Here is a 23,119-nt window from a genome sequence, read left to right on the forward strand (position 1 = left end):
GAACCGGGCTGCGCCCGCCCGCTGCCCAAGGATCCGGACGCGTGGCACGCACCTTCGACGAACTGGTCGCCATGCAGCGGGCGGCGGACCAGGCACACAGCAGGGTGGAGGAGCTACGGGACCACTACGGGCCGCCCGCCCACACACCGTGGACCGAGCTCCAGACCGACACGTACGAGACCGCCTGGCGCGCCTGGCGTGACCTCGCCCGTGACGTCCAGAGCGCCGTGACCGAGTACGCGAAGGAACAGGGCGCCGCGCGCAACCAGGTCGAGGAGGACGTGAGGAGGGTCGTCCGGCACCCGAAGGCGGAGCCGGAGACGGACGAGTGACACCGGCCGCGCCCGGACGGGTGGTGGGCGCGGCTTCACCGGCCCGTACGGCCGAACAGCGCGTGTCCCTGCGGGAGCAGACCGCGAGAATCGCGGGCAGGGGTGCCGCCGATGCGTGTGTGAGGAGCTCCGCCGACGATGAGCAGGTCCTGGAAGACGACGATCCTTGGGTTGCTCGCCGTTGCGGGCGCGATGGTCATGGCCGGCACGGCCCCTGTGACCGGGATGCCGGCGATGGCCGGGACGGCGTACGGCGGTGAAGGCCCGACGACCCGGTCGGCGGGCCGTGACCTGTGGGCGGCCGCGACCATCGAGCCCGGACGGGAGGGCATCGTCGAGGTCGGGGGTTACGAGGGGATGCCGCTCGGCGAGGGCTCGGTACTGACCCTGACGGCGCCGGCGCAGACGAGAGTGACGGGCACCCCGTTCGCCGCGGGCGGGTACCGAGGGGCGGTGGCTCTGGGCGGGATCAGCGGGACGTACACGTTCACGGGGGCGCCTGCGGCGGCCGGTCCGGAAGCCGACGCGTCGGCAGGGGCGGGCTGGAAGGGCCGTACGTTCCCCTTCGTCCTGTCGGTCCCCGCCCACGCCGAGCCCGGCACCCGCCTCCCCGACTGCACCCTGGTCCTGCGCGACGCGAACGGCACCGTGCGGCAGAAGGGCACCTGCGCCGTGACGGTCGGGCTACCGGCGCCGGTCCTGTCCCGCCCCCATTCGGGCGTGCCGCTGGGTGCGTTGCCGAAGACGTCCGGCACGGCCTACCCGGGAGCCCAGGTCACGGTGCGCGACGCGCGGGAGGAGGAGGTCTGCTCGACCACCGCCGCACCCGCCGGCACCTGGTCCTGCGTGCCGTCCCACCCCCTCCCGCCCGGCCCGGGCCGTCTCCAGGCCACGGCCACGTTCAACGGGGCCGTGGCGATGAGCGAGCAGATCGACATCCTCGTGACGGGCTCACCGGACACCCAGTTGGCCGGTCAGTAGCGCAGGGCCCTGGCCACCTCCGCCTTCACCTCGCCGCTCAAGTCGCGTGTGCTGCGTGCCGTGCCCTTAGCCGTCTTGCCCGCTGCCACGTCCGAGACGGTCACCACCGTGGCGTCCAGCAGATTGCCGTCCTTGTCACGGAAGTTGATCTGCGCGGCGAAGGACTTCGTCGAGTCGGTCGTGTTCTCCGCCGTGACCTCCACGGTCGTACGGCCGTCCGCGTCGGTCGTCGGGTCGCCCAGGCTCACCGCGTCCTTGGCGTCGATGCCGCCCTTGATGTCGTCCAGCCGGTCGCCCGCCTCCGCTGTCGCCGAGGCGAAGGCCGATGCCGCCTGGCTGGTCACCGAGGAGGGGATGTCGTCCTCGGAGCAGGAGGTCAGGGTGAGGGCGGCGGCCATGGTGGAGGTCGTCGTGAGGATCGCGGTTGTCGTCCACCGCGTTCGGTGACCGGGCATGGAGCCTCCAGCGGGTCGGTTCCGGTCCGGTTCCTCCAGTGAAGATCCGTACGTCGCCGTCCGCACTCCGGGACTCCGGGCGTCACCCGATCGGCCTTTCCCCCGTGGTGGCCTCCCCGGGGCCCACCGATCGTCGTACCGACCGCAGAACCCGATCGCGGGACACGCGAGAAGTGGGGTACGGCAGCCATGAGCCAGCCGCAGCCGCAGTCGCACGCAACCGACGCAGCCCATAGCCCGCCTGGATCCGCCGCGTCCCAGGCAACCTGGCCTTCGGCCGGAACCGCCCCCGCACCCGGCGCCGGCCGGTATCAGCCCGCCCCCGGCTGGGTCACCGGCGGGCTCGTCTTCGCCGGTGTGCTGATGCTGGTGAACGGGCTGCTGGCCGTCCTCCAGGGCATCTCCGCGATCGCCGAGGACGACGTCTACGGCCGTATCGGCGACTACGTCTTCGAGATCAACCTCACCGCGTGGGGCTGGATCCTGCTCGGCCTCGGTGTCGTGGTCGCCTGCGTCGGCTACGGCATCCTCAAGGGCGCCTGGTGGGCTCGGATCACCGGCATCTTCGTGGCGTCCCTCAGCATGGTGCTGCACTTCCTGTTCCTGCCGTACACGCCGGTGTGGTCGGTGATCATGGTGGGCGTCGACTTCTTCGTGATCCTGGCGCTCGCCCTGGCCCCGGACGTCCCCCGCGCTAGCGCTTCAACGCGCGGTAGCGCCTCAGCAGCTCGCTGATCCGGGTCGGTTCCTTGTGGCCGTTGAGTTCGGTCAGCAGGTCGTCGGGGCAGAGCTCGTAGAGGTCGCCCCAGAAACGGCGGCCGTGGTTGTCCCAGATGCGGTAACCGCCGGGGACACCCCTGGCCACGTAGCGTCGTCTGCTCAATCCGCCCCCTGTCCGGACTCGTCACTCGTACGCGTCCACGCGCGTGTCCGGACAGGGTGACATCGGGCGGCCGTTGGCGTCGCCCGGATTTCCCGGGCTCAGCCGTGCCCCAGGCCGCCCCCGCCGAAGGCCCCGCTCTTTCCGGGCAACCAGCGCCTGCGGTGCTGGTCGTCGCTGCGTTTGCTGCCCGCGTGGTGCAGTTCGTGCGGCAGGAGCCGTTCCCTGCCCTCCGCGTGCGGCACTTCGTCCGGTTCCCTGATCTCGCGCATCTCATGGACCGGACCGGTGTCGGGAAGATGCGGCTGCTCGTCGGCGCGTGGCCGCGGCAGTTCCCGATCACGGACCCGCATGCCGAGCTGCACGGCCCAGATCAGTGCACCGGCGATGAACAGGCCACCCACAAAGGCGGCGATCACGTTGAGTACTCCACTCGACGTGGCCGCTAGTACATACGTCGCGGTACTCATGCCCCAATTATCACCGAAACGGGCGAATAAGCTCCTCCGGGAGGCGGGGAACCGCCTGTTCTCATCCCGGTATGCGCCCACCACGTCTTCCACGGCGGCCGGGCGCCGCCGTTCACGCAGGGCGCGGTGCTGCCCTGATCGGCCCTAGCCTGCCTTGACCGCCGCTCGCTCGGACTCGCCCTCGGACTCGCCCTCGACGGCCGACCGGTCGGCGGTGGCGGCGGCGGCGGTGCGCTGCCTCGGGATGAGCGTGGCGAGCGCGAAGGCCAGCAGGGCCGCTCCCGCGCCGATGGCCATGACGACCTTGAAGCCGTTCTCCGAGGGCAGGGCGTAGCCGCCGAAGTCGGTGGTCATCTGAGCCAGGACGACGCCGGCGATGGCGCTGGCGAACGAGGTGCCCAGGGAGCGCATCAGGGTGTTCAGGCTGTTGGCGGCGGCCGTCTCGGAGGGGTCGACGGCGCCCATGATCAGGGCGGGCAGGGCGCCGTAGGTGAAGCCGACGCCGGCGCCGATGATGCAGGAGACGAGGATCAGGTGCCAGACCTCGCTCATCAGCACGATGTTCAGGCCGTACCCGGCGGCCACGATCAGCGCGCCGATCATCAGGGTGACCTTGGGGCCCTTGGCCTTGGTGACGGCCGCGGACACGGCGGACATGGCCATCATGACCAGGCCCTGCGGCGCGAGCACCAGGCCGACGGTCAGCATGGACCTGCCGAGGCCGTAGCCGGTCTGCTCGGGCAGCTGGAGGAGCTGCGGCAGGACGAGGGACATGGCGAACATCGAGAAGCCCAGCGCGACCGAGGCGAGGTTGGTGAACAGCACCTGGGGCTTGGCGGTGGTGCGCAGGTCGACCAGCGGCCGGTCGGCCCGCAGCTGCCACCAGCCCCAGGCCAGCAGGATTCCGACCGCGGCGGCACCCAGGCCGAGGGTGGAGCCGCTGGTCCAGCCCCAGTCGCCGCCCTTGGAGACGGCCAGCAGCAGCGAGACCAGTCCGGCGGACAGGCCGAGTGACAGGCGGCCCAGCCCCGCTACGGCGACCTCGTCCTGGACGACGCCACCTGCTGCGCCCGCCGCGGCTCACGCGCCCTCGACCTCACCCCCGCCGAATACCGCCTGCTGCGCCATCTGCTCGTCCACGCCGAGTGCGTGCTGTCGAAGGAGCAGATCGGCCGACATGTCTGGGGCGACTTCCGGGCCAACGAGGCGATCGAGAAGCTGGTCTCGCGGCTGCGCCGCAAGGTGGACCGCGATCCCGGGGAGCCGGCCCTGATCCATACGCGCCGTGGGTTCGGGTACTGGCCAGGCCGAGCCGGCTGACGTCACGGCCGGACTCCCCGTACCGCCCAGGCCCGTGCCGTGAGCGGGACGGAACCGTCCGGCGCGGTGGGCACCGTCGTGCGCAGTGTCTCGCGCAGGCGGTCGCGGGCGGCCGGGGCGAGGGAGGCGACGTAGGCGGGGGCGGGGCCCTGGCCGGACAGGAAGGGGGTCCACAGGTCGGCGAAGTCGGCGAAGACGGTGGGTACCTCGATCGCGGTCGTCGACACGGCGGTGAGCCCCACGCCGGTCCACAGGGTGTGCAGCGCTTGCGGGTGGCAGTCCGGGAACCGGCGGCCCTCGTCGAGCGCGGCCGCGGCCGGGTCCGCCTCGGCGGCAGCGTCCCAGAAGCGACGCAGGAGGCCCATCCCGTCGCCGTAGTCCCACACGTACGCCGCGACGAGGCCGCCGCCCGGACGGACGACGCGCGCCAACTCCCCTATTCCTGCAGCTGGTTCGGGCAGGAAGTTCAGCGTGAGCCCACTGACCGCGACGTCGAACACGCCGTCCGGCACGGGCAGCGCCATCGCGTCCGCCACGACGAAGCGGGGTGAGCCGACAGCCGGCGCCGGGTCCGGGTCCGGGTCCGCAGCCGTGTCCAAAGCCGCAGCTCTGGTCGGCCGCGGGCGCCGGGCCGCCGTGCCCGCGAACCCCTCGGAACGGTCGCACCCCACCACTCCCCGAGGCCCGCACCGCGCAGCCACCACCGCCGACAGCGCCCCCGTGCCGCACCCCACGTCCAGCCACCGCAGACCCTCCGCGCGGTCGAGCCACGTCACGAACTCCCGCGCGACGAGCCGGCTCCACCGGCCCATGTACCGCTCGTAGGCCGCTCCCGACGTCCACAGGTCGCTTCGCTGCTCTGCCATACCCACCACGATCCTCCGTCTTCGGACGGACACATCGGGAAGGCACCGGCACACATCGGCATCCGGAACCGCGACCAAAGACGCACAGCGAGCGACGATCGGCCGACGCGCGCCGTGCCGCCCCCGATCGACGATGGACCCGTCCGGCGAACGGGAGGAGCGGGAACATGGCGGACCTGCGGGTCGGGCCGGTCGTATCGGCGAGGGCAGTGGCGGCAGCGACAGCGATAGCGGTTGTGGTGTCCGGGGGGACTTGGGCGGCGGCCCCGCCGCCGGCGTCGGCGGCGAGTGGGCGGTCGGCCGCGCAGCAGCTGTACGTGGCGCCCTGGGGGAATGACGCCTGGCCGGGCACGGCGGAGCGGCCGTTCGCGACGCCGGCCCGCGCCCAGCGGGAGGTGCGGGACCGGACGGCCGGGATGAGCTCGGACATCGTGGTGAACCTGCGGGGCGGGACGTACCGGCTGGCCGCCCCGCTCAGGATGTCGCGGGACGCCGGGGACTCCGGCCGGGGCGGGCATCGCGTCGTCTATCAGGCGTACGGCTTCGGGACGTCGTACGAGGAGCCGGTGACCCTCAGCGGTGGGCGGACCGTCACGGGGTGGCGGCCCGATCCGAGGCGCGAGGGGGTCTGGCGGGCGGACGTCGGGGATCTCGAGACCCGTCAGCTCTACGTCGACGGGAAGCGGGCCGCGCGGGCGGGCCTGGGGTCGGGACTGCCCGGCAAGGTGCGGACGACCGCCACCGGATACACCACCACCAGCAGGATTCCCCGGTCCTGGCGCAACCCCGGCGATCTCGAACTGCTGTACCGCTTCGACTACGTCGAGGGCCGCTGCGGTGTCCAGGGCGTCTCCCGCGGGCCGGGGAACGGGGCCACGGTCACCATGGACAAGGCCTGCTGGAAACTCGCCCGTGACCTGTACGGAAAGGAATCCCTCGGCGCGCCCTCCGAGGTCCAGAACGGCCCGGACTTCCTGCACAGGCCGGGGAGCTGGTACCTCGACCGCTCGCGGCCCGGCCGCCATCAGCTGCTCTACCGGCCCACACCCGGTCAGGACATGAGCCGCACACCGGTGGTCGCCCCCGAGCTGGAGACCTTGCTCAGCGGGACCGGTGTGCACGACATCGCCTTCCGGGGACTGACGTTCGCCGACGCGACCTGGCTGGCGCCGAGCGAGCCCGCCGGGTTCGTCGCCGCCTGGAGCATGTACATGCGGCCGGGTGAGGGTGGGGAGATGACGGCGCTCACGGTGCCGGGCAACGTCGCCTTCCGCACCGCCGAGCGCATCGCCTTCCAGGGCAACCGGTTCACCCGACTCGGCGCGCAGGGACTGGAGTTCTCCGAGAACAGCTCGCACAACGTGGTGGACGGCAATGTCTTCACCGACATCTCGGACGGCGGCATCGTCCTGGGCGTCCTGCCACCGGACACCAAGGGAACCAACCGCGCCAACCGGATCACCGACAACTGGATCCACCACATCGGAGCCGACCACCACGCGGCCTCCGGCATCTGGGACACCGGCGGCAGCGGGACGACCATCGCGCACAACCAGGTCGACCACGTGCCCTACACCGGCATCCTCTCCGGCCCCAGCGAGGACCTGCGCGGTCTCATGCGCGGCAACCGCATCACCGGCAACCGGGTCTTCGCCACCAACCAGCTGCTGGTCGACGGCGGCGGCATCTACCTGCGTGGCGAACAGGGCACCTCGCACGCCGACGGCCTGGTCGTCAGCGACAACGCGGTGACGGACTCCCGGTACGGGGTGTGGAACGTCGGCATCTACACCGACGACAGCAGCAACTGGATGACCGTGCGCCACAACGCCGTCTACAACTACCGTGCCTCGATCGGCGGTTGCAGCGAGGAGTGGGGCGACCGGCCGGTGCGCAACGTCCGTTACCAGGGCAACTTCTGGGACGACGCCGTCCCCGAATGGCTGCCCCGCCGGTCCTACCCCGGAGCCTGGCCGCCAGCGCCGGACTGCGGCGACCCGCACGGTCTCGGGTTCAAGGCCAACACCCGCCTGACCCCCGCCGCGGAGTGCGCGGCCCGCCCGGCCTGCGCCGCGATCCTGGACCGGGCCGGGCCGAAGGCGTCGTACCAGCGCCGGTTGGGCCTGCACTGAGACACCAGGGCAGCGGGGAGGCGTTCGGGCGGCGGCCGGTCGGCCGCCGCCCGAACGCCGGAGCGTCAGCTCCCGCTCTTGCTCCCGCTCATGCCGAGCAGCTTGTTCATCTCCTCGATCTCGGCGGTCTGGGCGGTGACGACGTCGTCGGCCAGCTTCGTCGCGGGACCGTACTGGCCCTTCGCCTTCTCGGTCGTGGCCATCTCCACAGCGCCCTCGTGGTGCTCGACCATCATGGTCAGGAACAGGGTGTCGAAGGCCTTGCCGGACGCCTTCATCAGCTCGTCCATGTCCTTCGGGTCCATCATCCCGGCCATGCCGGAGCTGTCGGAGCCACTGGAGTGACCGCCCGAGTGGTCCATGCCGGGCGCGGCCGAGGGCACGTCCTCACCCCATGCCTTCAGCCATCCCGACATGGTCCGGATCTCCGGGTCCTGGGCCTTCTGGATGCGCGAGGCCAGATCCTTCACCGCGGTGGAGGAGGCCCGCCCGGCCGCCATGTCCGCCATCTGCACGGCCTGCCGGTGGTGCGGGATCATGCCCTGCGCGAAGGAGACGTCCTGGTCGTTGTGCGCGCCGGAGGCGGTGTCGGCGCTCGCCGAGGGCGACGTCTGCGCGCCGGCGGCGGTGTCCGCGCCGTCGTCGCTGCCGCACGCGGCAAGGACGAGAGCGGCGGCGACGGCCGTCGCGGCCAGTCCGGCGCGACGGGTCAGGGTGCGTGCGCGTGTGCGTGTGCTGGTCATGCTGAGAACTCCTGCGGTGTACGTGACTTGCCGCGGCCTCGGGGCGTCCGGCCTCGGGGCGCGGCACGGGCATGGCTGACTGCCGTACCGGTGACGGAGACGGGTACGGCCAGGCCTTGTCCTAGGTCCGCAGGATCTGCAGTTCGGCCAGTGAGGGAGGCGCGCGCCCGCCGCCCTCGGGAGCGGCGGCCAGGGAACGACCGTCGAGGTCGCCCGCGACAGCGGTGCCGGACGGATCGGGCATCGGTGCCGGCAGCACGGGGCCCGCACCGACGGCACCGGAGGCGCAGGTCGGGTCGGCGTGCTGGGCATGCCCGCCACCGGAATCGGCGCCGTGGCAGACGGATTCGTCGGTCATGGCCGTCATGGGGGCGCTCATGGCGCGCGCGTGATGAGGCGAGGGATGAGCGGAGACGGCGACCGCGTTGCCGGGGCCGAGCGCATGCATGCCGAACACCCCGGCGAGCAGCCCGAGCATCAGAAGCATGCGCCACGGCCCCGGCATCGGGAGCCGCAGCGCACGGTGCTGCTGTGCGCGGGCTGTCACGCCCTCATGGTACGTATGCCGCCCGCGGCCGACTCACCCGGTCACGGTGTGACCTGGGTGGCACCGAACGTCACGACGAGGCGCCCGTCCGAGGCGAGGGACCAGCCCAGGGCGCCGCCGTACGACGAGCACCGGGAGCCGTTCGTGCCCGACCAGAACTGGTTCGAGCTGTCGGAGTCGCCGATGATCCGGTCGTTCGTGCCGCTGCTGCTGCGGCACGAGGTGTCGTTGCGGAACACCGAGGTGCCGGCGTCGAAGTTGTAGTTGCGCTGGAGGTTGTCGATGCTGACGTTGTCCGACACCGTCATCGTGCCCGGGTTGCTGTTGTAGGTGAACCCGTGCTTGCCGTTCTTGTAGGCGATGCTGCGCTTGATGACGTGGTTGACGGGGATGTCCTCGCCGCCGAGCTTGTAGCCGTTGCGGTCGCCGTTGCCGGCCTGGGAGCCGTCGCTGAGGGTGCCGTTGCTGTACGCGAGGGAGTCCTCGATGGTCACCGGGCCGATGGCGCCGGTGTCGGGCTTGGTGTAGAGGTCCCAGCCGTCGTCGATGTTGTTGTGGGCCACGGCGTAGCGGAAGACGTTCCCGGTGCCGGTGGTGAGCTTCGCGGCGAAGCCGTCGGCGTCCTCGCCGTCGGAGTCGGCGTTGTCGTGCGACTCGGCGCTCAGGATGAGGTTGTTGGACGGCCACTGGTCCTTGGGGGTGGTGGAGGCTATCCGCCCGAGCTGCAGCCCCGTGTCACGGTTGAAGCGCGTCACCGTGCGCTCGATGACGTTGTTGCTGCCGCCGACGTAGATGCCGTTGTCCCCGGCCCGCTCGACGACGATGCCGTTGACGTGCCAGTACGACCCCATCACCTGCAGCCCGCGGTTGGACGAACTCTCGCTCTGCGCCGAGAAGTTCAGCACCGGCCGCTCACCCGGGTAGGCGGACAGCTTGGTCCGGGCGCTCGACGTGCCGTTGGTACCCGCCGGGATGGTGACCGTCGAGGAGTAGTTGTACGTCCCTCCGCGCATGTAGATCGTGCCGCCGGCGGAGATACGGCTGATCGCCGAGGTGAGTGTGGTGGGCGCCGACTCCGTGCCGGCCGCGCCGTCGGTGCCGTTCGGCGCCACGTACAGGACGGGGCCCGCCGGTGCGGGGGTGCTGCCGCTGGTCTCGACGTCCAGGTAGTCGATGTTGGGCAGGCCGGCGGAGGTGGTCGGGTTGAGCCGGATGGTGTTGCTGCCGGCGTTGACGGGGACGGTGAGCGTCTTCGTCGCCCAGGTCGTCCATGCGCCGGTGCCCTCGAAGGACGGTGTCTGGACGGCGGTCCCGTTGACGACCAGGGAGGCGGGGCGGGCGGTGGTGGTGCCGTTGGCGAAGCGGACGTTGAGCGTCGCCGTGCCTGCTGCGGGGGCGTTCACGGTGAACTGGGCATAGCCGCTGGTGGCGTTGGCGCCGTTGCAGAACCCGGTGCCGGAGTAGCCGGCCCAGTCGGAGTCGATGGTGCCGGTGCAGATCGCCGGGGAGCTCTCGGCCTCGTAACGGGTGCTGGCGGCCTCGGCGGTGGTGCCCGTGAGCGCGACGAGGGTGGTGGCGAGGAGGGCGGTGGAGGCCAGGGCGGGGGTGACGCGTCCGACCGGGCTCCGGTGCGGACGCGGTCTCGGGTGCGGGTGCGGGTGCATGGGGCTGACCCCTTTCTGTGGCGGCTTCGGGTGTGGCAACGTGGCGGGTTCGGGTGCGTGAACGGGCCGTGTGTGCCGGACACCTCGTGGCAGGCAGGGAAAGCGCTTTCTCGATGCTTCTCGGGACCGTAAGGGCCTGTCGCGTACGCGTCAATAGATGTGTACGTGATTAAAATTCACGAGCATGAACGACTGGGGCCTGAATGAGGCCTGGACGGGGTCCTGGCGGGGGGCCCGGGTGAGCTCCTGAATCGGCGTCGCCGCCCCCCCCCGCATGACTTTGCCTTCTCTTTACAACCCGCCCCGCTGCCGCGTCGTCTCTCTGCTCGACCGTCACCCAGCCCGCCGCGTACGGGAGTACCGGCCGGGCCGACGAAAGAGAGAGCGACTCAATGCGCCGAACCGTGCTCAGCGCCATGGCACTCACCTGCACCGCCCTGTTGGCGGGCATCGCGCCCGCGTTCGCCGACAGCGCGGCCCCGACCTCGGTCCCCAGCCCGGCGGCCACCGCCCCCTCGGCCACGGCCGTCCCCACGCCCAGCGCCGCAGAACCGACCACCGCGCCGAGCACTGAGCCGCCCCGGGAAGCGACCCCCGTCCCCTCGGAGCCGTCGGCCGAGCCGACCCGCGCGCCGGACGGCGGCCAGGTCTCCGTCGTACCGTCGGGAGCGCCCGACACCGGAGTCACGGCGCCGGCTTCGGGTGCCGGGGGCGGGCAGGGCGGGCTCATCGGCGGGGGAGCCGCCGCGGTGCTCGTCGCCGGAGGCGCGACGGCCTTCGTCGTACGGCGTCGGCGGACGAACGGCGCCTGATGCCGCTGTCCAGACGCGCGTTCGCCACGGCGGCGATGGCGTCGGTGCTGGTGGGGTGCGGTGGCCAGGGGACAGAGGAGGGCGCGAACGCGGGCTCCCGGAGGAGGAGGGACGCGCAGAGGTCAGAGGAAGGCCTCTCTCCCTCGCCGTCGGCGAACTCGGCGCGCACGCTCGGCCGTTCGGCCCCGGTCCGCCTGCAGATCCCGGCGATCGAGGTCGACACCCCGCTCATCCGGTTGGGGCTGGCGCCGGACGGCACCGTGCAGGTGCCGCCGGTCACGGCCGACGACCGGGCGGGCTGGTACCGGCACTCGCCGACGCCGGGTCAGCTCGGCCCGTCGGTCATCCTCGGCCATGTCACGGTGGGCGCCTACGGGGACGGGGTGTTCCGTCACCTCGCCCGGCTGCACCGGGGCGACCGGATCGTGGCGCGCAGGGAGGACGGCACGACGGCGGAGTTCGCGGTCAGCGCCGTACGGACGGTCGCCAAGGCGGACTTTCCGGCGGACGACGTGTACGGGGACGTGGACCGCCCGGAGCTGCGGCTGATCACCTGCGGAGGGCCGCGGGCCGAGGACGACGAGTACCGCGACAACGTGATCGTGTTCGCGGAGTTGAGCGCTGCGTCCCGCTGACCGCCCCGCTGACCGTCCCGCCCAGGGAACGTACGCCGCCGGTCCGGCATCCCCATCAGTAAGCGTGCAAGCTTCCGCACGACCATGGAGAGCGTTGTAGAGCGTTGACAAAACGGTCCCGAGACAAGGCAGCGTCCGAGTTGTTCGCCGCCCTCTACCCGCGCCTCGCCGGCTGGTGCCGCCGTCTCGTCGACGACGACGAGACGGCCCACGAGATCGCCTCCGAGGCCTTCACCCGGCTCTGGGCCCGCTGGAGCCGGGTGGAGGAGCCGCGCGGTTTCCTCTACGTCACGGCGGCGAACCTGGTCCGGGACCACTGGCGCAAGCTGGAGCGGGAGCGGCGGGCGATGCGCCGGGTCACGACGGAGGCGGCGGTCAACTCCCGAACGGAGCGGACGGAGCCCGCGGACCCGTCCATCCGCCTGCTGGTCCAGTCCCTCCCCGAACGCCTGCGCACCCCGATCCTCCTCCACTACTACGCTGACATGCCGATCCGGGAGGTGTCCGTGCTGACCGGGCGCAAGGAAGGAACCGTCAAGGCCGACCTCCACGCGGCCCGCGAACTGCTCCGCGTCCATCTGAGGAGAAGCCTTGACCACACGCTTTGACGACGACGCGGACGGCCCGGAACTGTCCTCCGACGACCCCCTCGCGGTGATCCTCCGCCCGTCCTCGGACTACCTCGCGCCACCCCCCGGCAGCTACGAGTCGATCCGCCGCAGGGCGTCCCGCCGACGACTGGTGCGTACGGCGATCGGAGCGGGCGTGGCCTGTGCCGTCGCGGTGCTCGTCGCGCTGCCGCTCCACGCGGGAACCTCCGAGGCACCGACGTCTCCCGCGCCCCCTCTCGCACCTCCGCCCGCGAGCGGCCCTGCGACGCCTCCCGCCCCGTCGGCGATCCCGAGCCCGTCGGCGTCGTCGCCCCGATCGGCATGGCCGACGCCGACGCCCACGCCGACGGCGTCGTCCGAGGCAGCGCCGTCCGAGCCCACCGCGAACTCCCGGACCGACGCGTCCCGTACGCCGGGCAGGGCGGCGGTTCCGACCGGTGTGCCGTCGCCGGATCCGACGACGGAGGTCACGGCAACGCAGGCGGGCACGCCTCGGCCGTAGGCCCGCCTGTCATGCCATGGCCTGCCAGGGCCCAGGTGGGTCAGGGGTGTTGAGGCACGATGGTCACGGCGCGGTAGTCGTACCCGTCCTGGGGGAAGCCGGGGGCTTCCCACGTCAGGTCCACCTTCTGCCCGGGGGACAGGGTGGCGAACCCGTCCGTCTGCATCGCGGAGAAGTGCCCCCAGCAACCGCCGGGGGTCTCGGGAGAGTCGAGGACGCCCCACCCTTCCTCGTCGCGCCACTCACGGACAGTCGCAGTCACCATGGACCGGAGCCTACGGTGTCAGCGGCCATTCCCCTTGGCGGAGGAGCGGCGGCGGTCCTGGGCGGGGCGGCTGCGCCGTCCGCGGGAGGAGGAACCCGTTCGTGCGGGGCGGGCTTCGGTGACCGGCGGAGTGAGGACGACGGGCACGCCCGAGGGCGTCTGGGCACCGGTGATACGGCTCAGTTCGGCCTGGCCCGAGCGGACCCTGGTGGTCTGCGGGGTGATGCCGGCGTCGGCCATCAGGCGGGTCATCTCACGGCGTTGGTGGGGCAGTACCAGTGTGACGACGGGGCCGGACTCGCCGGCGCGGGCGGTACGGCCGCCGCGGTGCAGATAGTCCTTGTGGTCGCTGGGCGGGTCGACATTGACGACGAGGTCGAGGTTGTCGACGTGGATACCGCGGGCGGCGACATTGGTGGCCACCAGGACCGTGACGTGGCCGTCCTTGAACTGGGTCAGGGTCCGGGTGCGCTGGGACTGGGACTTCCCGCCGTGCAGGGCCGAGGCGCGCACACCGACGGCCAGGAGCTTCTTGGCCAGCCGGTCGGCGGCGTGCTTGGTGTCCAGGAACATGATCACGCGTCCGTCGCGGGCGGCGATCTCCGTCGTGGTGGCGTGCTTGTCGTCGTCCTCCACATGCAGCAGGTGATGCTCCATCGTGGTGACCGCGCCCGCGGAGGGATCGACCGAGTGGACCACGGGATCGTGGAGGTAGTTGCGCACCAGACGGTCGACGTTACGGTCCAGCGTGGCCGAGAACAGCATCCGCTGGCCATCGGGTCGGACCTGGTCGAGGAGCGCGGTCACCTGCGGCATGAAGCCCATGTCGGCCATCTGGTCGGCCTCGTCCAGGACGGTGATGGCGACGCGGTCCAGGCGGCAGTCGCCCCGGTCTATGAGGTCCTTGAGCCGGCCGGGTGTCGCGACGACGACCTCGGCCCCGCCCCGCAGGGCGCTCGCCTGCCGGCCGATGGACAGGCCGCCGACCACGGTGGTGAGCCGCAGGCTCAGCGCGCGGGCGTAGGGGGTGAGGGCGTCGGTCACCTGCTGGGCCAGCTCGCGGGTGGGGACGAGGACGAGTGCCAACGGCTGCCGGGGCTCGGCCCGCTGCCCGGCGGTCCGGGCCAGCAGGGCGAGGCCGAAGGCGAGCGTCTTGCCCGATCCCGTGCGTCCGCGGCCCAGCACGTCCCGGCCGGCCAGCGAGTTCGGCAGCGTCGCCGCCTGGATCGGGAACGGCACGCTCACGCCTTCGGTGCCGAGCGCGGTCAGCAGCCGCTCGGGCAGGTCGAGGTCGGCGAACGCCTCGACGGCCGGTAGCGCCGGGGTGATGGTGACCGGCAGCGCGAACTCCCCGCCGGGCCTGGTGGGACGGCCTCCGCCTCCGTGGCCGCCGCGGCCGCTCTTGGCCGAACGGGAGGGAGCGCCTTCGCCGCCCGCCTTCCGAGCGTGGGAGCGGTTGCGACCGGAAGAACCGGTGGAACCGGCGGAACCGGCGGAACCGCCGTTCTTACGGGAGTGAGCGGAGCCGTTGTTCCTGCGAGCTGTGCGGTCCATGGGGAACCTTCCTCGATGCGGCACGTATCGGGGAATTCCCAGCAGCGATGACGGGCCGCATCAGGATTCGCAGAATGAGCCGAAGAAAAAATGAGAAAAAGAAAGGTGAGACAAATCCCGAGTAGCGGGATGCGATGCTGAAAAGCCAATGAGCTGGGCCCGCACCTGAGTGTGCGGGCCCAGCCATGTCATGTGCGCAAGCGTCAGGCGGGAACGATGTTCTCGGCCTGCGGGCCCTTCTGGCCCTGCGTGACGTCGAAGGTCACCTTCTGGCCTTCCTGAAGCTCACGGAAGCCGGAGGTGGCGATGTTCGAGTAGTGGGCGAACACGTCGGGGCCGCCACCGTCCTGCTCGATGAAGCCGAAGCCCTTTTCCGCGTTGAACCACTTCACAGTGCCAGATGCCATAACGTATCTCCCTGGGAGCAATACCCGGAATCCGCACCTCGCGGTCCCGGAGTCGCTGTAATGATTACCCCTCCGGAATGAACCGGAAATTCTCGGAAACGAAAAGAGTGCTCGTCGACGGAGGTCGAAAGAGCACTCAAGGTTTCTGGTAACCAAAACCGCAACACCTATCACGATAGCATGGGTGGAGGCTCTGGACCCAGGAATTTCCCGCCGCTCCCGGCTCGGGGAGCGGCGGCGCTGCGAGGGCCGTCGGGTGACATCCCCCTCTTGCGGGTGGTGTCAGCCGACCGGCACGGTCATGGCGCGGATCTCGCTGTACGGCGAGTAGTTCCTGGACGCGTCATAGCTGCGGGCCCGGTACTCATAGCGGCGCCCGTCGGCGGGCAGCGGGTCGCAGACGGTGGCCGCGGCGGTCGCGGGGCGCGGGTCGAAGCCCTTGTGCAGGGCGACCGACCAGGTGTCCGTGCCCGCCTCGCGGCGCTCGATCTCGAAGCCGTTGAAGTCGCGGATCGGGGCCGGGGTGGTGTCGGAGGCGGTGGCCTGGATGCCGGTCGTGCAGGAGCCCAGGGTCAGGTCGGGGGCGTAGTAGGGGGCGATGCCGTCGGGGATGGCGAGCCAGAGCTCGTGGGGAGCGTTGGCGTCGAGCCAGTTCGGGTTGTAGGTCGTGGTGCCGCCGTCGTTGGTGACGAGGACGCGGTAGTGGCGGGTCTCGCCGTCGGCGGTGACGGGGCCGGTGGTCCAGGTGTTGCCCTTGGTGGTGCCGAGCGGGACCCAGACGTAGGAGCCGTCCACGTTGTCGTTGCTCAGCACCGTGTAGTGGTCGAAGTGCGGCTCGGTGTTGAGGGGCCAGTTCAGGGTGACCTTGCCGGTCGCCTTGTCGTAGCTGCCGGTCAGGGAGGTGACGACGGGCAGGGGACGGACGATGGTGTCCGTGCTGCCCGACGAGGTGTTGCCCGCCTTGTCCTTGGCGCGCACCTCGTAGTAGTAGGGCGTGCGGTCGTCGGGGTTCACGAGCGGGTCGGTGTGGCTGCGGGCGGTGGTCGTGGTGACCTTCGTCCAGGTGCCGGAGCCGACGGGACGCCGGTAGAGCGCGTAACTCGCCAGGTCCATCTCCTTGTTGGCGGACCAGGAGACGGTCGTCTTGCGGGTCGTGGTGTTGTAGGCGGTCTTCACGCCGGCGGGGGCGAGCGGCTTCGTCTTGTCGTACGTGGCCGAAGTCCGGGGCGTGTACGTGTACTTGACCTTCGCGGCGCCGGACCAGTTCACGTGGTCGACGCGGAGGGTGTGCTTGCCGGAGGGGACGGTGAGGTTGACGCTCTTGGCGCGGGCGGTGTCACCGGTGCCCGTCCACAGGTCGATCTTGCGGACGCCGTCCAGGTAGACACGGACGCCGTCGGTGGCGGAGACGGTGAACGTGAAGGGGCCGCCGGAGCCGAAGTCGCGGGTCACCGACCAGCGGACACCGAAGTTGTTCGACGGCACGCCGGAGACCGGGCTGCCGGACCAGCTCTGGTCGACGACGCTGTCGCAGTCGGTCCGCACCGGGGAACCGGAGAACGAGGTGTTCTTGTAGAACGTCCGCTTGTAGACGTTGGTCGAGCAGCTGACGTCGGCGGCTGCCGCCTGCGGGGCGACGGCCAGCAGGCTGCCGAGGACGACGGCGGATGTGGCACCGCCGGTCAGGGCGGCGACGAGTCTCTTCTGGTGCACGGGGGCCTTTCGCGCTGTGCCGGGGGGGGAGGGGAAGGGGTGGGACGGAAGGGACAGGAGAGCGGGGGGACGTACAGCGGGGAGACTCGTGATGTGGGGGGAAGGTTGCACGGCACGTCCGATGAAGGATCGCGGGACTGAGGGAACTGAGGGAGAGGCCATGGCTCAGCACTTGGGGCCGTTGGAGCTGGTCGGGGACCGGTGGGTGATCGGGGACCCCATGCGGAAGGACGGCCTGTGCGTCGCGCTCACCCCCGAGGGCCTGGAGCAGCGCCGGGGCGAGCAGACGGCACCCCGGCTCGCCGTCGAGTGGTCCCAGTTCGTGGAGCTGAAGGTGCGAGCCGCCTACCGGAGTTGGCATGCCACCCCCGGCGGGGGCTTCGTCGGAGCTTTCGCGACCGGCGCCGAGACGGGCCATGACGGCTGCTCCCTGCACGGCATCCTGCGTCATCCGTACGAGCTGTGGGAGGCGCGGTACACGCATCACCGGCGTCGCTACACGGGCGGCCACGTCATGGTGCTGAAGGCGCTGTTCGACCAGCTCACCGAGGCGAAGGCGCTGGAGCGGCTCGGCGATCCCGAGTGGCTGGGGTCGGCGGTCGCCAAGCTGTCGTCGACCACCTCGTGGTACGCCCCCAAGGCCAGCCGCCTGGTGGAGGCGACCATCCGGAGCCTCGGCACCTGAGCGATCGGCCAAGGGGCACGACCTTGATCCGGCGGGTCAGTGCGCTGCGAACTGGAGCCGGGTCGGTTGCAGGGAATCCGGCCGGATCGCCAGGCCGTCGACCGTCAACGACTCTCCGTAGATGTCGGTGATTCTGATCTCGCCACCGCATCCGCTGCCCTGCTCGGAGAGGAAGTAGTTGTACTCGGTGCGCGGCAGCGCGCGCCAGCCGCTGCCGTCGCGGACCTCGAGCCGGGCCAGGGGGTTTCGGTGCCCCACCGCCTGGATGCCGCACCAGTAGCGGCTGGACCCCGTCTTGTAGCGGATCGAGATCGTGCCGGACGTGCTGGGGCTCAGCAGGCTCCAGGTGATCGGGATCCGACCGGTCGAGGGGACAGCGAGCTTGGCGAAGGCCTGCGGGCTCAGGTCGAGTTGGCCGGGCGCGCAGGGCAGCGGGCATTCGTTGGTGATGCGGACCGTGACGGAGGCGCCGCTCGCCGCGCGGACGTTTACGTACGCCCCGCACGCCTTGGACGTCTCGTAGTCCGTGTGGTTCATCGCCGCGGTCATGACGTCGCCGGTCGGGCCGTAGAGGCAGGCGCCGTCGCCGGTTCCGGTGTCGTAGAAGGTGGCGACTCCGTCGTAGGTGACGTCGGGGCGGATCCGACCTGCCAACGGTGCGGAGCCGGAGGCGGGTTGGGGGGTCGTCCCGGCCGCGGTGCGTGGCGGGGTGGTCCTGGCAGCCGATGGGGTGGGGGACGCCTTGGACGGTTTGGGCGCCTTGGACGCCTTCGGTTTCTGCTTCTGCTTTGGCTTCGGGCTCGTGCTTGGCGTCGTCTGCGGAGTCGTCGTCGACCGACTGTCGGCCACACGCGCGGCCTTGGCGTCGTCGGCCGAGGTCTCCCCGTCGGGGTGGAGGGCCATGAGCAGGGATGCGACGAGTGCGACGGCCGCCACCACCAGGGTGGGGACGAGGGCGGTGTGTCGCTTGCCCGGAGACCGGCGGTGGGAAGGAGATGCCACGGATGAGTCCTTACGCGGTTCGGCAGAAGCAGAGCACGTGGGTCGGGTGTGGGGCTCCCGTGCGGGAGGTTCCCACGCATCAGTGGTCGCCGGGGGCGGAAAGGTTGCCGGTGGATCCGGTGTACGTGGTCGTCTCGTGCGCCGGTGCGGAAAATCGTTGGCGGCTCGAAGCGGGCGGCGTTACGCTCGCCCGCGATGACGACTCATTCTGTTGCCAGATTGGGGGTCCCGTCCGCGCAAGGTGAGTGCTGATGGGCACCCAGACCGCGAACGGGGATTCCCCGCTTTCCGAGCTTTCCTTCTGGCCGCGCGTGCGCGAGTTCGCCGTGCCGGCCTCCATGATCGAGACCGCGACCACCCGTCGGCTCGCCGGGGACTGGGCGGGGGCGTGTGCCGCCGCGGGGGTCGATGTCGATCTCAGTCTGCGTTCCGTGGCACGTGATCACGGCCGGGACGTCGCCGCGCGGGTCCGGGCCGATCTTCGGCATCTCGCTCCCGACCTGTTGCGCTGGCACCTGCCGAGGATCGCTCCCGACGGGCTGCTGCGCCCGGGGCTGACCCTCGCTCTGGCCCGGTACGAGGGGGTGGGGCGGGACACCGGACGGCCGCTGCAGCTCGTGGCGCGGACTCCGCCGGCTTGGGCGGATGCCGGTCAGCGGATCAGTCTTGCGTTGTGGGGCGGGCCCCGGGCCGGAGCAGCCGCAGGAGGCGAGGACGGCGCCTGGCGGCATCCGCATCCTCGCCCGAACCGGCGGTTCCGCCTCGATCTGCACCGTCACCTGTGGGATGCCAGTAGGGCCGGTGAACTGCGGATCCGGTCCGGGGCGTCCGGAGGCGGTCTTCCCGCACGTGACCAGCCTGGGCTGGATCCGGAGGAGCCGGCGCTGCTCGGGAGGACGTCGCTGTACGGGCGTCGCTGTGCCGTCGACCGGTGGGCGGACGAGGCGCGGATACTGCTGCGCGCCGAGGGGCGGTCCGAGGGGGCCCTGCTCGTGCGGTTGGGGGGACGGCATCGGCTGGTCCTGGAGCTGCTCGGGGGAGGGAACGGGGACGGGGGCGGGGATGGCGGTGATGGCCGTAGCGGTGGATCGTCCGTACTGCGGATCTCGGCGGCCACCAAGGGCCGTGCCCGCGCGCTGCCGGTGCTGCCCGACGCGGCGACCTGGGTGCTGCCCGACCTGGAGTTGCTCCGGGCCGGTGCGATCGAGGCCGGTGGGCTGCATCCGCTGGTCGCCGCTGCCCTGGTACCGGATCAGGCGCCGCCGACTCGGCCGTCTCGCCCCTCCCCGAACCCGGACCCGGCAGGGCAGCCACGCCTCGTCGAGTGCCGGGGTGCCCAGCACCGGATCGGGCTGGTCGACGGCGTACTGACACCGTTGGACCACGACCCGGCCGAGACCCGGCGGGAGGAACTGCTGGCCGCCCTCACCGGCACGCCGCTCCCCTGCCTCCAGGCCATCGACGAGGCACACCGGCATCCGGCCTGTCTGCCCGACGTTCGCGAGCGCCTCTGGCATGGCGACACCGCCGGTGCGCTGGCCGTCGTCGAGGGGCTGCTGGGACCGGACGCGGTGCTGCGCGACGGTGCGCTGCGGGACGAACTGGAGGCGGCGGCGCGGCAGCGCATCACGTACGGCCTGTTCAGGGCGGGGTTGGCCGGGCCGGGGCCGGCCCGCAGGGGCTTCGACGCCGACGAGCGCGGCCGTCCCCGCGACCACCGCGCCCGTCCTCGTCACGCGACGTTTCCCTGACCTGAGCCGCGCCCTCTCACCGACCCGTGGACTGCCGTGGTCCGCGACGCATGCCTCGCCCTGCCCATGACGAACCCAAAGGTGACCCGACATGCCCACATGCACCCAGACCCAGACCCAGCCTGCCACCTCCCAACTCGACGTCGCCGCCGACCTGTTGATCCTCCTCCGCGACACCACCACCGAACCCCGACCCGATCCACAACTGGAGGCCCTCACCCTGGCCGTCGCCGCCGATCTGCCCGTGCTGCTCTGGGGTGAGCCGGGGATCGGCAAGACCGCCGCACTGACGCAGCTCGCCGTCGCTCTGGACCTTCCGTTGACCACGGTGATCGCGAGCGTCCACGAGCCGTCCGACTTCTCCGGGCTGCCCGTCGTCGGCGACGACCCCGCGGAACAGGGCGTGCCGATGGCCCCGCCGGACTGGGCCGTACGGCTGGTGAAGGCCGGGCGGGGGCTGTTGTTCCTGGACGAGTTGTCCACCGCGCCACCGGCCGTGCAGGCCGCGCTGCTGCGGCTCGTGCTCGAACGGCGGGTCGGGGCGTTGCGGCTGCCGCCGGGGGTGCGAATCGTGGCCGCCGCCAACCCGAGGTCCTCGGCGGCCGACGGCTGGGAGCTGAGCGCGCCGCTGGCCAACCGGTTCGTCCATCTGCAGTGGGCCCACGACCACGAGGTCGTCGTACGCGGACTCGGCGGGACCTGGCCCCGGGCGACCCTGCCGCGGCTCGACCCGGAGAAGCTGCCGGAGGCGGTGGACTTCGCCCGGCGCGCGGTGTGCGGGCTGCTCTCCGGGCGGCCGGGGCTCGTGCACCGGTTGCCCAGCGGTGAGACGCGCCGGGGCGGGCCGTGGCCCTCCCCGCGGAGCTGGGAGATGACACAGTGTCTGATCGCCTTCGCGACCGCCGCCGGTTCCTCGCGGGACGTGCTCTCCCTGCTGGTCAGGGGCACGGTGGGGGACGGGCCGGGGCTGGAGCTGCTGGCGAGCGTGGACCGGATGGACCTGCCGGACCCCGAGGTGCTGCTCGCCGACCCGGCGGGTGCCGAGCTGCCCGAGCGGGGGGATCTGCGGCAGGCCGCGCTCGACGGTGTGGTGGAGGCGGTGCGGGCGCGCCCGGAGAGGGCCCGTTGGGATGCGGCGTGGGCGCTGCTGGTGCGGGCGGTGGAGACCGGGGCACCGGACCTGGTCGTCGTCCCCGCGTCCACGCTCGCCTCGCTGCGGCAGGAGGACTGGGACGTACCGCCGTCGATCGAGCAGCTCGCCGGGGTGGTGTCCCTGTCCCGCCGAGCCGATCACGCGGCGGGCCGGACGGCGGCGGTCGCCGCGAAGGCGGGCCGATGAGCGCGGGTGGTCCGGGGGCGCCGCGGGTCTCGTTGCGGGGTGCGCCCCACCCCCCGGCAGGAGCGGCGTCCCCACACCCGCCAGGAGCCACCCCTCACCCCCCGCCCCGCCCCCTGGACCGCGACAAGCTCTTCGCCGCCCGGCTGCACGCTGCCCGTGTCCGCCCCTACCTGGCCACCGCGCTCTTCGCCCTGCACGTCGTGGAGTCGCGGCGGGTGCCGACGATGGCTGTCGACCGGCACTGGCGGTGCTACGTCTCGCCGGCGTTCGTGGAGCGGACGCCGGTGGAGGAGTTGGCCGGGGTCTGGGTGCACGAGGTGTCCCATCTGCTGCGCGACCATCACGGGCGCGGTGACCGGGTGGCGCGTGAACGCGGGCTGACCGGGCCCGGGGAGCGGCTGCGGATGAACATCGCCGCGGACTGCGAGATCAACGACGATGTGTACGGGGACGGGCTGGCCCGGCCCGAGGGTGCCGTCGAGCCGGCGACCTTGATGCTGCCCCGGGGCAAGCTCATGGAGGACTATCTGCGCCAGTTCCGGCTGGGCCCGCGGACACAGGATCTGGCCTGGCTGGACTGCGGCAGCGGCGCCGACGGGCTGGAACGGGAGTGGGATCTGGGGGCCGACGGCGGGCACGGGCTCAGTGCGCAGGAACGGGACGCGGTCCGGTTCCGGGTGGCGCAGGGCATCACCGGGCGTCCGGGGCACGCCCCGCAGGGGTGGCAGCGGTGGGCGGAGGAGGCGTTCCATCCGCCGCAGCCCTGGCGGGAGTTGCTGGGCGCGGCGGTCCGCTCGGCGGCCTCCGGGCCCGGTGCCGGCGAGGACTACACGTACGGCCGCCCGTCGCGCCGGTCGGCCTCGGTGCCCGGCGCCGTTCTGCCCAGCCTGCGCCGCAGGCCGCCCCGCGTCAGCGTCGTCATCGACACCTCCGGCTCGGTCAGCGACGCCGAACTGGGCAGTGCGCTGCTGGAGGTCGCCGCGATCTCCCGTGCCGTGGGCGGCCGGCGCGACCTGGTCAGTGTGGTGCCGTGCGACGCGGCGGCCCAGGGCGTGCACGGGCTGTGCCGTGCCGAGGGGATCCCGCTGGTCGGGGGCGGGGGGACGGATCTGCGCGCGGGGTTCACCAGGGCGCTGCGGGCACGGCCACGGCCCGATGTGATCGTGGCCCTGACGGACGGTCAGACGCCATGGCCGAGCACGCGACCGCCATGCCGGACGGTGGTGGGGCTGTTTCCTCGACGGCACGGTTTCCGGCCGTACGACGAGGACAACCCCGAGTACGTGCCGGACCAACCACCCGCGTGGGCACGGGTGGTTGACATCGGATAGCCCTCGCAAACCCCGCCGTCTGCCGAGCTGGACCCGAACCGGCCTGCGTAGGCTGGGTGATGTCTTTGGCGGCAGCCACGGACGGGGGGAACACCAGTTACCCGAGCGAATCCGAAGGATCA

The 23,119-nt window shown here is 71.8% G+C and carries 24 protein-coding genes and 2 pseudogenes; 12 read left to right on the forward strand and 14 right to left on the reverse strand.

From position 1 onward, the window contains the following. Window positions 1–41: 41 nt before the first annotated feature. Window positions 42–332 (forward strand): hypothetical protein, encoded by a 291-nt coding sequence (locus tag AB5J49_RS24655; RefSeq protein WP_369170806.1) that lies wholly within the window; start codon window positions 42–44, stop codon window positions 330–332. Window positions 333–470: 138 nt separating this feature from the next. After that, on the forward strand, window positions 471–1,313 hold the full coding sequence (locus AB5J49_RS24660; RefSeq protein WP_369170807.1) for a carboxypeptidase regulatory-like domain-containing protein: 843 nt from the start codon (window positions 471–473) through the stop codon (window positions 1,311–1,313). Here AB5J49_RS24660 and AB5J49_RS24665 read toward each other — a convergent pair. Then, entirely contained in the window at window positions 1,307–1,768 is a 462-nt protein-coding gene (locus AB5J49_RS24665) for an FxLYD domain-containing protein (RefSeq protein ID WP_369170808.1), read from the reverse strand. The two genes, AB5J49_RS24660 and AB5J49_RS24665, sit on opposite strands and share 7 nt — an antisense overlap. 189 nt (window positions 1,769–1,957) lie before the next feature. Between AB5J49_RS24665 and AB5J49_RS24670 the strand changes: the two genes are divergently transcribed. Then, window positions 1,958–2,503, forward strand: coding sequence for a hypothetical protein (locus tag AB5J49_RS24670; RefSeq protein ID WP_369170810.1), 546 nt, complete (start codon window positions 1,958–1,960; stop codon window positions 2,501–2,503). On the opposite strand, the gene AB5J49_RS24675 is transcribed toward AB5J49_RS24670, so the two are convergent. The 3 genes and pseudogenes from AB5J49_RS24675 to AB5J49_RS24685 form a co-directional block, all read right to left on the reverse strand. After that, complete coding sequence (locus AB5J49_RS24675; protein ID WP_369170812.1) at window positions 2,463–2,651, reverse strand: hypothetical protein; 189 nt, start codon at window positions 2,649–2,651, stop codon at window positions 2,463–2,465. The two genes, AB5J49_RS24670 and AB5J49_RS24675, sit on opposite strands and share 41 nt — an antisense overlap. Window positions 2,652–2,749: 98 nt before the next feature. Continuing rightward, the gene (locus tag AB5J49_RS24680; protein WP_369170813.1) at window positions 2,750–3,118 is read right to left on the reverse strand and encodes a DUF6479 family protein; all 369 of its coding nucleotides are present in this window, start codon (window positions 3,116–3,118) and stop codon (window positions 2,750–2,752) included. Between the two features lie 144 nt (window positions 3,119–3,262). Continuing rightward, window positions 3,263–4,132: pseudogene (locus AB5J49_RS24685) on the reverse strand (MFS transporter); the annotation flags it as partial. Window positions 4,133–4,150: 18 nt separating this feature from the next. On the opposite strand from AB5J49_RS24685, the pseudogene AB5J49_RS24690 reads away from it, so the two are divergent. Beyond that, window positions 4,151–4,438 (forward strand): annotated as a pseudogene (locus AB5J49_RS24690) (winged helix-turn-helix domain-containing protein); the annotation flags it as partial. A 2-nt stretch (window positions 4,439–4,440) separates the two neighbouring features. Here the strand turns inward: AB5J49_RS24690 and AB5J49_RS24695 are convergent. Then, window positions 4,441–5,304, reverse strand: coding sequence for a class I SAM-dependent methyltransferase (locus AB5J49_RS24695; protein ID WP_369170814.1), 864 nt, complete (start codon window positions 5,302–5,304; stop codon window positions 4,441–4,443). A gap of 167 nt (window positions 5,305–5,471) precedes the next feature. Here AB5J49_RS24695 and AB5J49_RS24700 point away from each other — a divergent pair, with 167 nt between their 5' ends. Next, window positions 5,472–7,436 carry a right-handed parallel beta-helix repeat-containing protein gene (locus AB5J49_RS24700; RefSeq protein ID WP_369170816.1) on the forward strand — a complete coding sequence of 655 codons (1,965 nt, stop codon included), beginning with the start codon at window positions 5,472–5,474 and terminating at the stop codon, window positions 7,434–7,436. 65 nt (window positions 7,437–7,501) lie between these two features. On the opposite strand, the gene AB5J49_RS24705 is transcribed toward AB5J49_RS24700, so the two are convergent. From AB5J49_RS24705 to AB5J49_RS24715, 3 genes are all read right to left on the reverse strand, one after another. After that, window positions 7,502–8,179, reverse strand: coding sequence for a DUF305 domain-containing protein (locus tag AB5J49_RS24705; RefSeq protein ID WP_369170817.1), 678 nt, complete (start codon window positions 8,177–8,179; stop codon window positions 7,502–7,504). A gap of 121 nt (window positions 8,180–8,300) precedes the next feature. Beyond that, the gene (locus AB5J49_RS24710) at window positions 8,301–8,726 is read right to left on the reverse strand and encodes a DUF6153 family protein (RefSeq protein ID WP_369170819.1); all 426 of its coding nucleotides are present in this window, start codon (window positions 8,724–8,726) and stop codon (window positions 8,301–8,303) included. Window positions 8,727–8,767: 41 nt separating this feature from the next. After that, window positions 8,768–10,390, reverse strand: coding sequence for a CBM35 domain-containing protein (locus tag AB5J49_RS24715; protein ID WP_369170821.1), 1,623 nt, complete (start codon window positions 10,388–10,390; stop codon window positions 8,768–8,770). Between the two features lie 392 nt (window positions 10,391–10,782). On the opposite strand from AB5J49_RS24715, the gene AB5J49_RS24720 reads away from it, so the two are divergent. The 3 genes from AB5J49_RS24720 (at window position 10,783) to AB5J49_RS24730 (ending at window position 12,445) form a co-directional block, all read left to right on the forward strand. Continuing rightward, window positions 10,783–11,202 carry a sortase-dependent protein gene (locus AB5J49_RS24720; protein ID WP_369170822.1) on the forward strand — a complete coding sequence of 140 codons (420 nt, stop codon included), beginning with the start codon at window positions 10,783–10,785 and terminating at the stop codon, window positions 11,200–11,202. Further along, complete coding sequence (locus AB5J49_RS24725) at window positions 11,199–11,837, forward strand: class F sortase (protein ID WP_369175246.1); 639 nt, start codon at window positions 11,199–11,201, stop codon at window positions 11,835–11,837. The genes AB5J49_RS24720 and AB5J49_RS24725 overlap by 4 nt, the downstream gene beginning before the upstream one ends. Before the next feature lie 104 nt (window positions 11,838–11,941). Continuing rightward, on the forward strand, window positions 11,942–12,445 hold the full coding sequence (locus tag AB5J49_RS24730; RefSeq protein ID WP_369170823.1) for an RNA polymerase sigma factor: 504 nt from the start codon (window positions 11,942–11,944) through the stop codon (window positions 12,443–12,445). Between the two features lie 93 nt (window positions 12,446–12,538). On the opposite strand, the gene AB5J49_RS24735 is transcribed toward AB5J49_RS24730, so the two are convergent. From AB5J49_RS24735 to AB5J49_RS24755, 5 genes are all read right to left on the reverse strand, one after another. Continuing rightward, the gene (locus AB5J49_RS24735) at window positions 12,539–12,937 is read right to left on the reverse strand and encodes a hypothetical protein (RefSeq protein ID WP_369170824.1); all 399 of its coding nucleotides are present in this window, start codon (window positions 12,935–12,937) and stop codon (window positions 12,539–12,541) included. Window positions 12,938–12,990: 53 nt separating this feature from the next. Further along, the gene (locus AB5J49_RS24740; protein ID WP_369170826.1) at window positions 12,991–13,215 is read right to left on the reverse strand and encodes a cold shock domain-containing protein; all 225 of its coding nucleotides are present in this window, start codon (window positions 13,213–13,215) and stop codon (window positions 12,991–12,993) included. 18 nt (window positions 13,216–13,233) lie between these two features. Further along, entirely contained in the window at window positions 13,234–14,769 is a 1,536-nt protein-coding gene (locus AB5J49_RS24745) for a DEAD/DEAH box helicase (RefSeq protein ID WP_369170827.1), read from the reverse strand. Between the two features lie 203 nt (window positions 14,770–14,972). Next, the gene (locus AB5J49_RS24750; protein ID WP_109379033.1) at window positions 14,973–15,176 is read right to left on the reverse strand and encodes a cold-shock protein; all 204 of its coding nucleotides are present in this window, start codon (window positions 15,174–15,176) and stop codon (window positions 14,973–14,975) included. A gap of 282 nt (window positions 15,177–15,458) precedes the next feature. Then, window positions 15,459–16,889, reverse strand: a complete 1,431-nt coding sequence (locus AB5J49_RS24755; RefSeq protein ID WP_369170828.1) for a PA14 domain-containing protein — start codon at window positions 16,887–16,889, stop codon at window positions 15,459–15,461. Between the two features lie 160 nt (window positions 16,890–17,049). Here AB5J49_RS24755 and AB5J49_RS24760 point away from each other — a divergent pair, with 160 nt between their 5' ends. After that, window positions 17,050–17,574, forward strand: a complete 525-nt coding sequence (locus AB5J49_RS24760) for a hypothetical protein (protein ID WP_369170829.1) — start codon at window positions 17,050–17,052, stop codon at window positions 17,572–17,574. 36 nt (window positions 17,575–17,610) lie between these two features. Here the strand turns inward: AB5J49_RS24760 and AB5J49_RS24765 are convergent, their stop codons facing one another. After that, window positions 17,611–18,576 (reverse strand): expansin EXLX1 family cellulose-binding protein, encoded by a 966-nt coding sequence (locus AB5J49_RS24765; RefSeq protein WP_369170830.1) that lies wholly within the window; start codon window positions 18,574–18,576, stop codon window positions 17,611–17,613. 251 nt (window positions 18,577–18,827) lie between these two features. Between AB5J49_RS24765 and AB5J49_RS24770 the strand changes: the two genes are divergently transcribed. From AB5J49_RS24770 to AB5J49_RS24780, 3 genes are all read left to right on the forward strand, one after another. Further along, complete coding sequence (locus AB5J49_RS24770) at window positions 18,828–20,327, forward strand: hypothetical protein (RefSeq protein WP_369170831.1); 1,500 nt, start codon at window positions 18,828–18,830, stop codon at window positions 20,325–20,327. A 91-nt stretch (window positions 20,328–20,418) separates the two neighbouring features. Further along, on the forward strand, window positions 20,419–21,666 hold the full coding sequence (locus AB5J49_RS24775) for an AAA family ATPase (protein WP_369170832.1): 1,248 nt from the start codon (window positions 20,419–20,421) through the stop codon (window positions 21,664–21,666). Then, the gene (locus AB5J49_RS24780) at window positions 21,663–22,997 is read left to right on the forward strand and encodes a VWA-like domain-containing protein (protein ID WP_369170833.1); all 1,335 of its coding nucleotides are present in this window, start codon (window positions 21,663–21,665) and stop codon (window positions 22,995–22,997) included. The genes AB5J49_RS24775 and AB5J49_RS24780 overlap by 4 nt, the downstream gene beginning before the upstream one ends. The last annotated feature ends 122 nt before the right edge of the window (window positions 22,998–23,119 follow it).

The sequence above is a fragment of the Streptomyces sp. R28 genome (genome assembly GCF_041052385.1).
In the GTDB taxonomy this organism is placed as follows: Bacteria; Actinomycetota; Actinomycetes; order Streptomycetales; family Streptomycetaceae; genus Streptomyces.

Bases quoted from the DNA above. Each gene is read 5' to 3' on its own strand.
- AB5J49_RS24660 (WP_369170807.1), top strand. From the start codon at position 471: ATGAGCAGGTCCTGGAAGACGACGATCCTTGGGTTGCTCGCCGTTGCG.
- AB5J49_RS24665 (WP_369170808.1), bottom strand. From the start codon at position 1,768: ATGCCCGGTCACCGAACGCGGTGGACGACAACCGCGATCCTCACGACG.
- AB5J49_RS24670 (WP_369170810.1), top strand. From the start codon at position 1,958: ATGAGCCAGCCGCAGCCGCAGTCGCACGCAACCGACGCAGCCCATAGC.
- AB5J49_RS24680 (WP_369170813.1), bottom strand. From the start codon at position 3,118: ATGAGTACCGCGACGTATGTACTAGCGGCCACGTCGAGTGGAGTACTC.
- AB5J49_RS24695 (WP_369170814.1), bottom strand. From the start codon at position 5,304: ATGGCAGAGCAGCGAAGCGACCTGTGGACGTCGGGAGCGGCCTACGAG.
- AB5J49_RS24700 (WP_369170816.1), top strand. From the start codon at position 5,472: ATGGCGGACCTGCGGGTCGGGCCGGTCGTATCGGCGAGGGCAGTGGCG.
- AB5J49_RS24705 (WP_369170817.1), bottom strand. From the start codon at position 8,179: ATGACCAGCACACGCACACGCGCACGCACCCTGACCCGTCGCGCCGGA.
- AB5J49_RS24715 (WP_369170821.1), bottom strand. From the start codon at position 10,390: ATGCACCCGCACCCGCACCCGAGACCGCGTCCGCACCGGAGCCCGGTC.
- AB5J49_RS24720 (WP_369170822.1), top strand. From the start codon at position 10,783: ATGCGCCGAACCGTGCTCAGCGCCATGGCACTCACCTGCACCGCCCTG.
- AB5J49_RS24740 (WP_369170826.1), bottom strand. From the start codon at position 13,215: ATGGTGACTGCGACTGTCCGTGAGTGGCGCGACGAGGAAGGGTGGGGC.
- AB5J49_RS24745 (WP_369170827.1), bottom strand. From the start codon at position 14,769: ATGGACCGCACAGCTCGCAGGAACAACGGCTCCGCTCACTCCCGTAAG.
- AB5J49_RS24750 (WP_109379033.1), bottom strand. From the start codon at position 15,176: ATGGCATCTGGCACTGTGAAGTGGTTCAACGCGGAAAAGGGCTTCGGC.
- AB5J49_RS24760 (WP_369170829.1), top strand. From the start codon at position 17,050: ATGGCTCAGCACTTGGGGCCGTTGGAGCTGGTCGGGGACCGGTGGGTG.
- AB5J49_RS24770 (WP_369170831.1), top strand. From the start codon at position 18,828: ATGGGCACCCAGACCGCGAACGGGGATTCCCCGCTTTCCGAGCTTTCC.
- AB5J49_RS24775 (WP_369170832.1), top strand. From the start codon at position 20,419: ATGCCCACATGCACCCAGACCCAGACCCAGCCTGCCACCTCCCAACTC.
- AB5J49_RS24780 (WP_369170833.1), top strand. From the start codon at position 21,663: ATGAGCGCGGGTGGTCCGGGGGCGCCGCGGGTCTCGTTGCGGGGTGCG.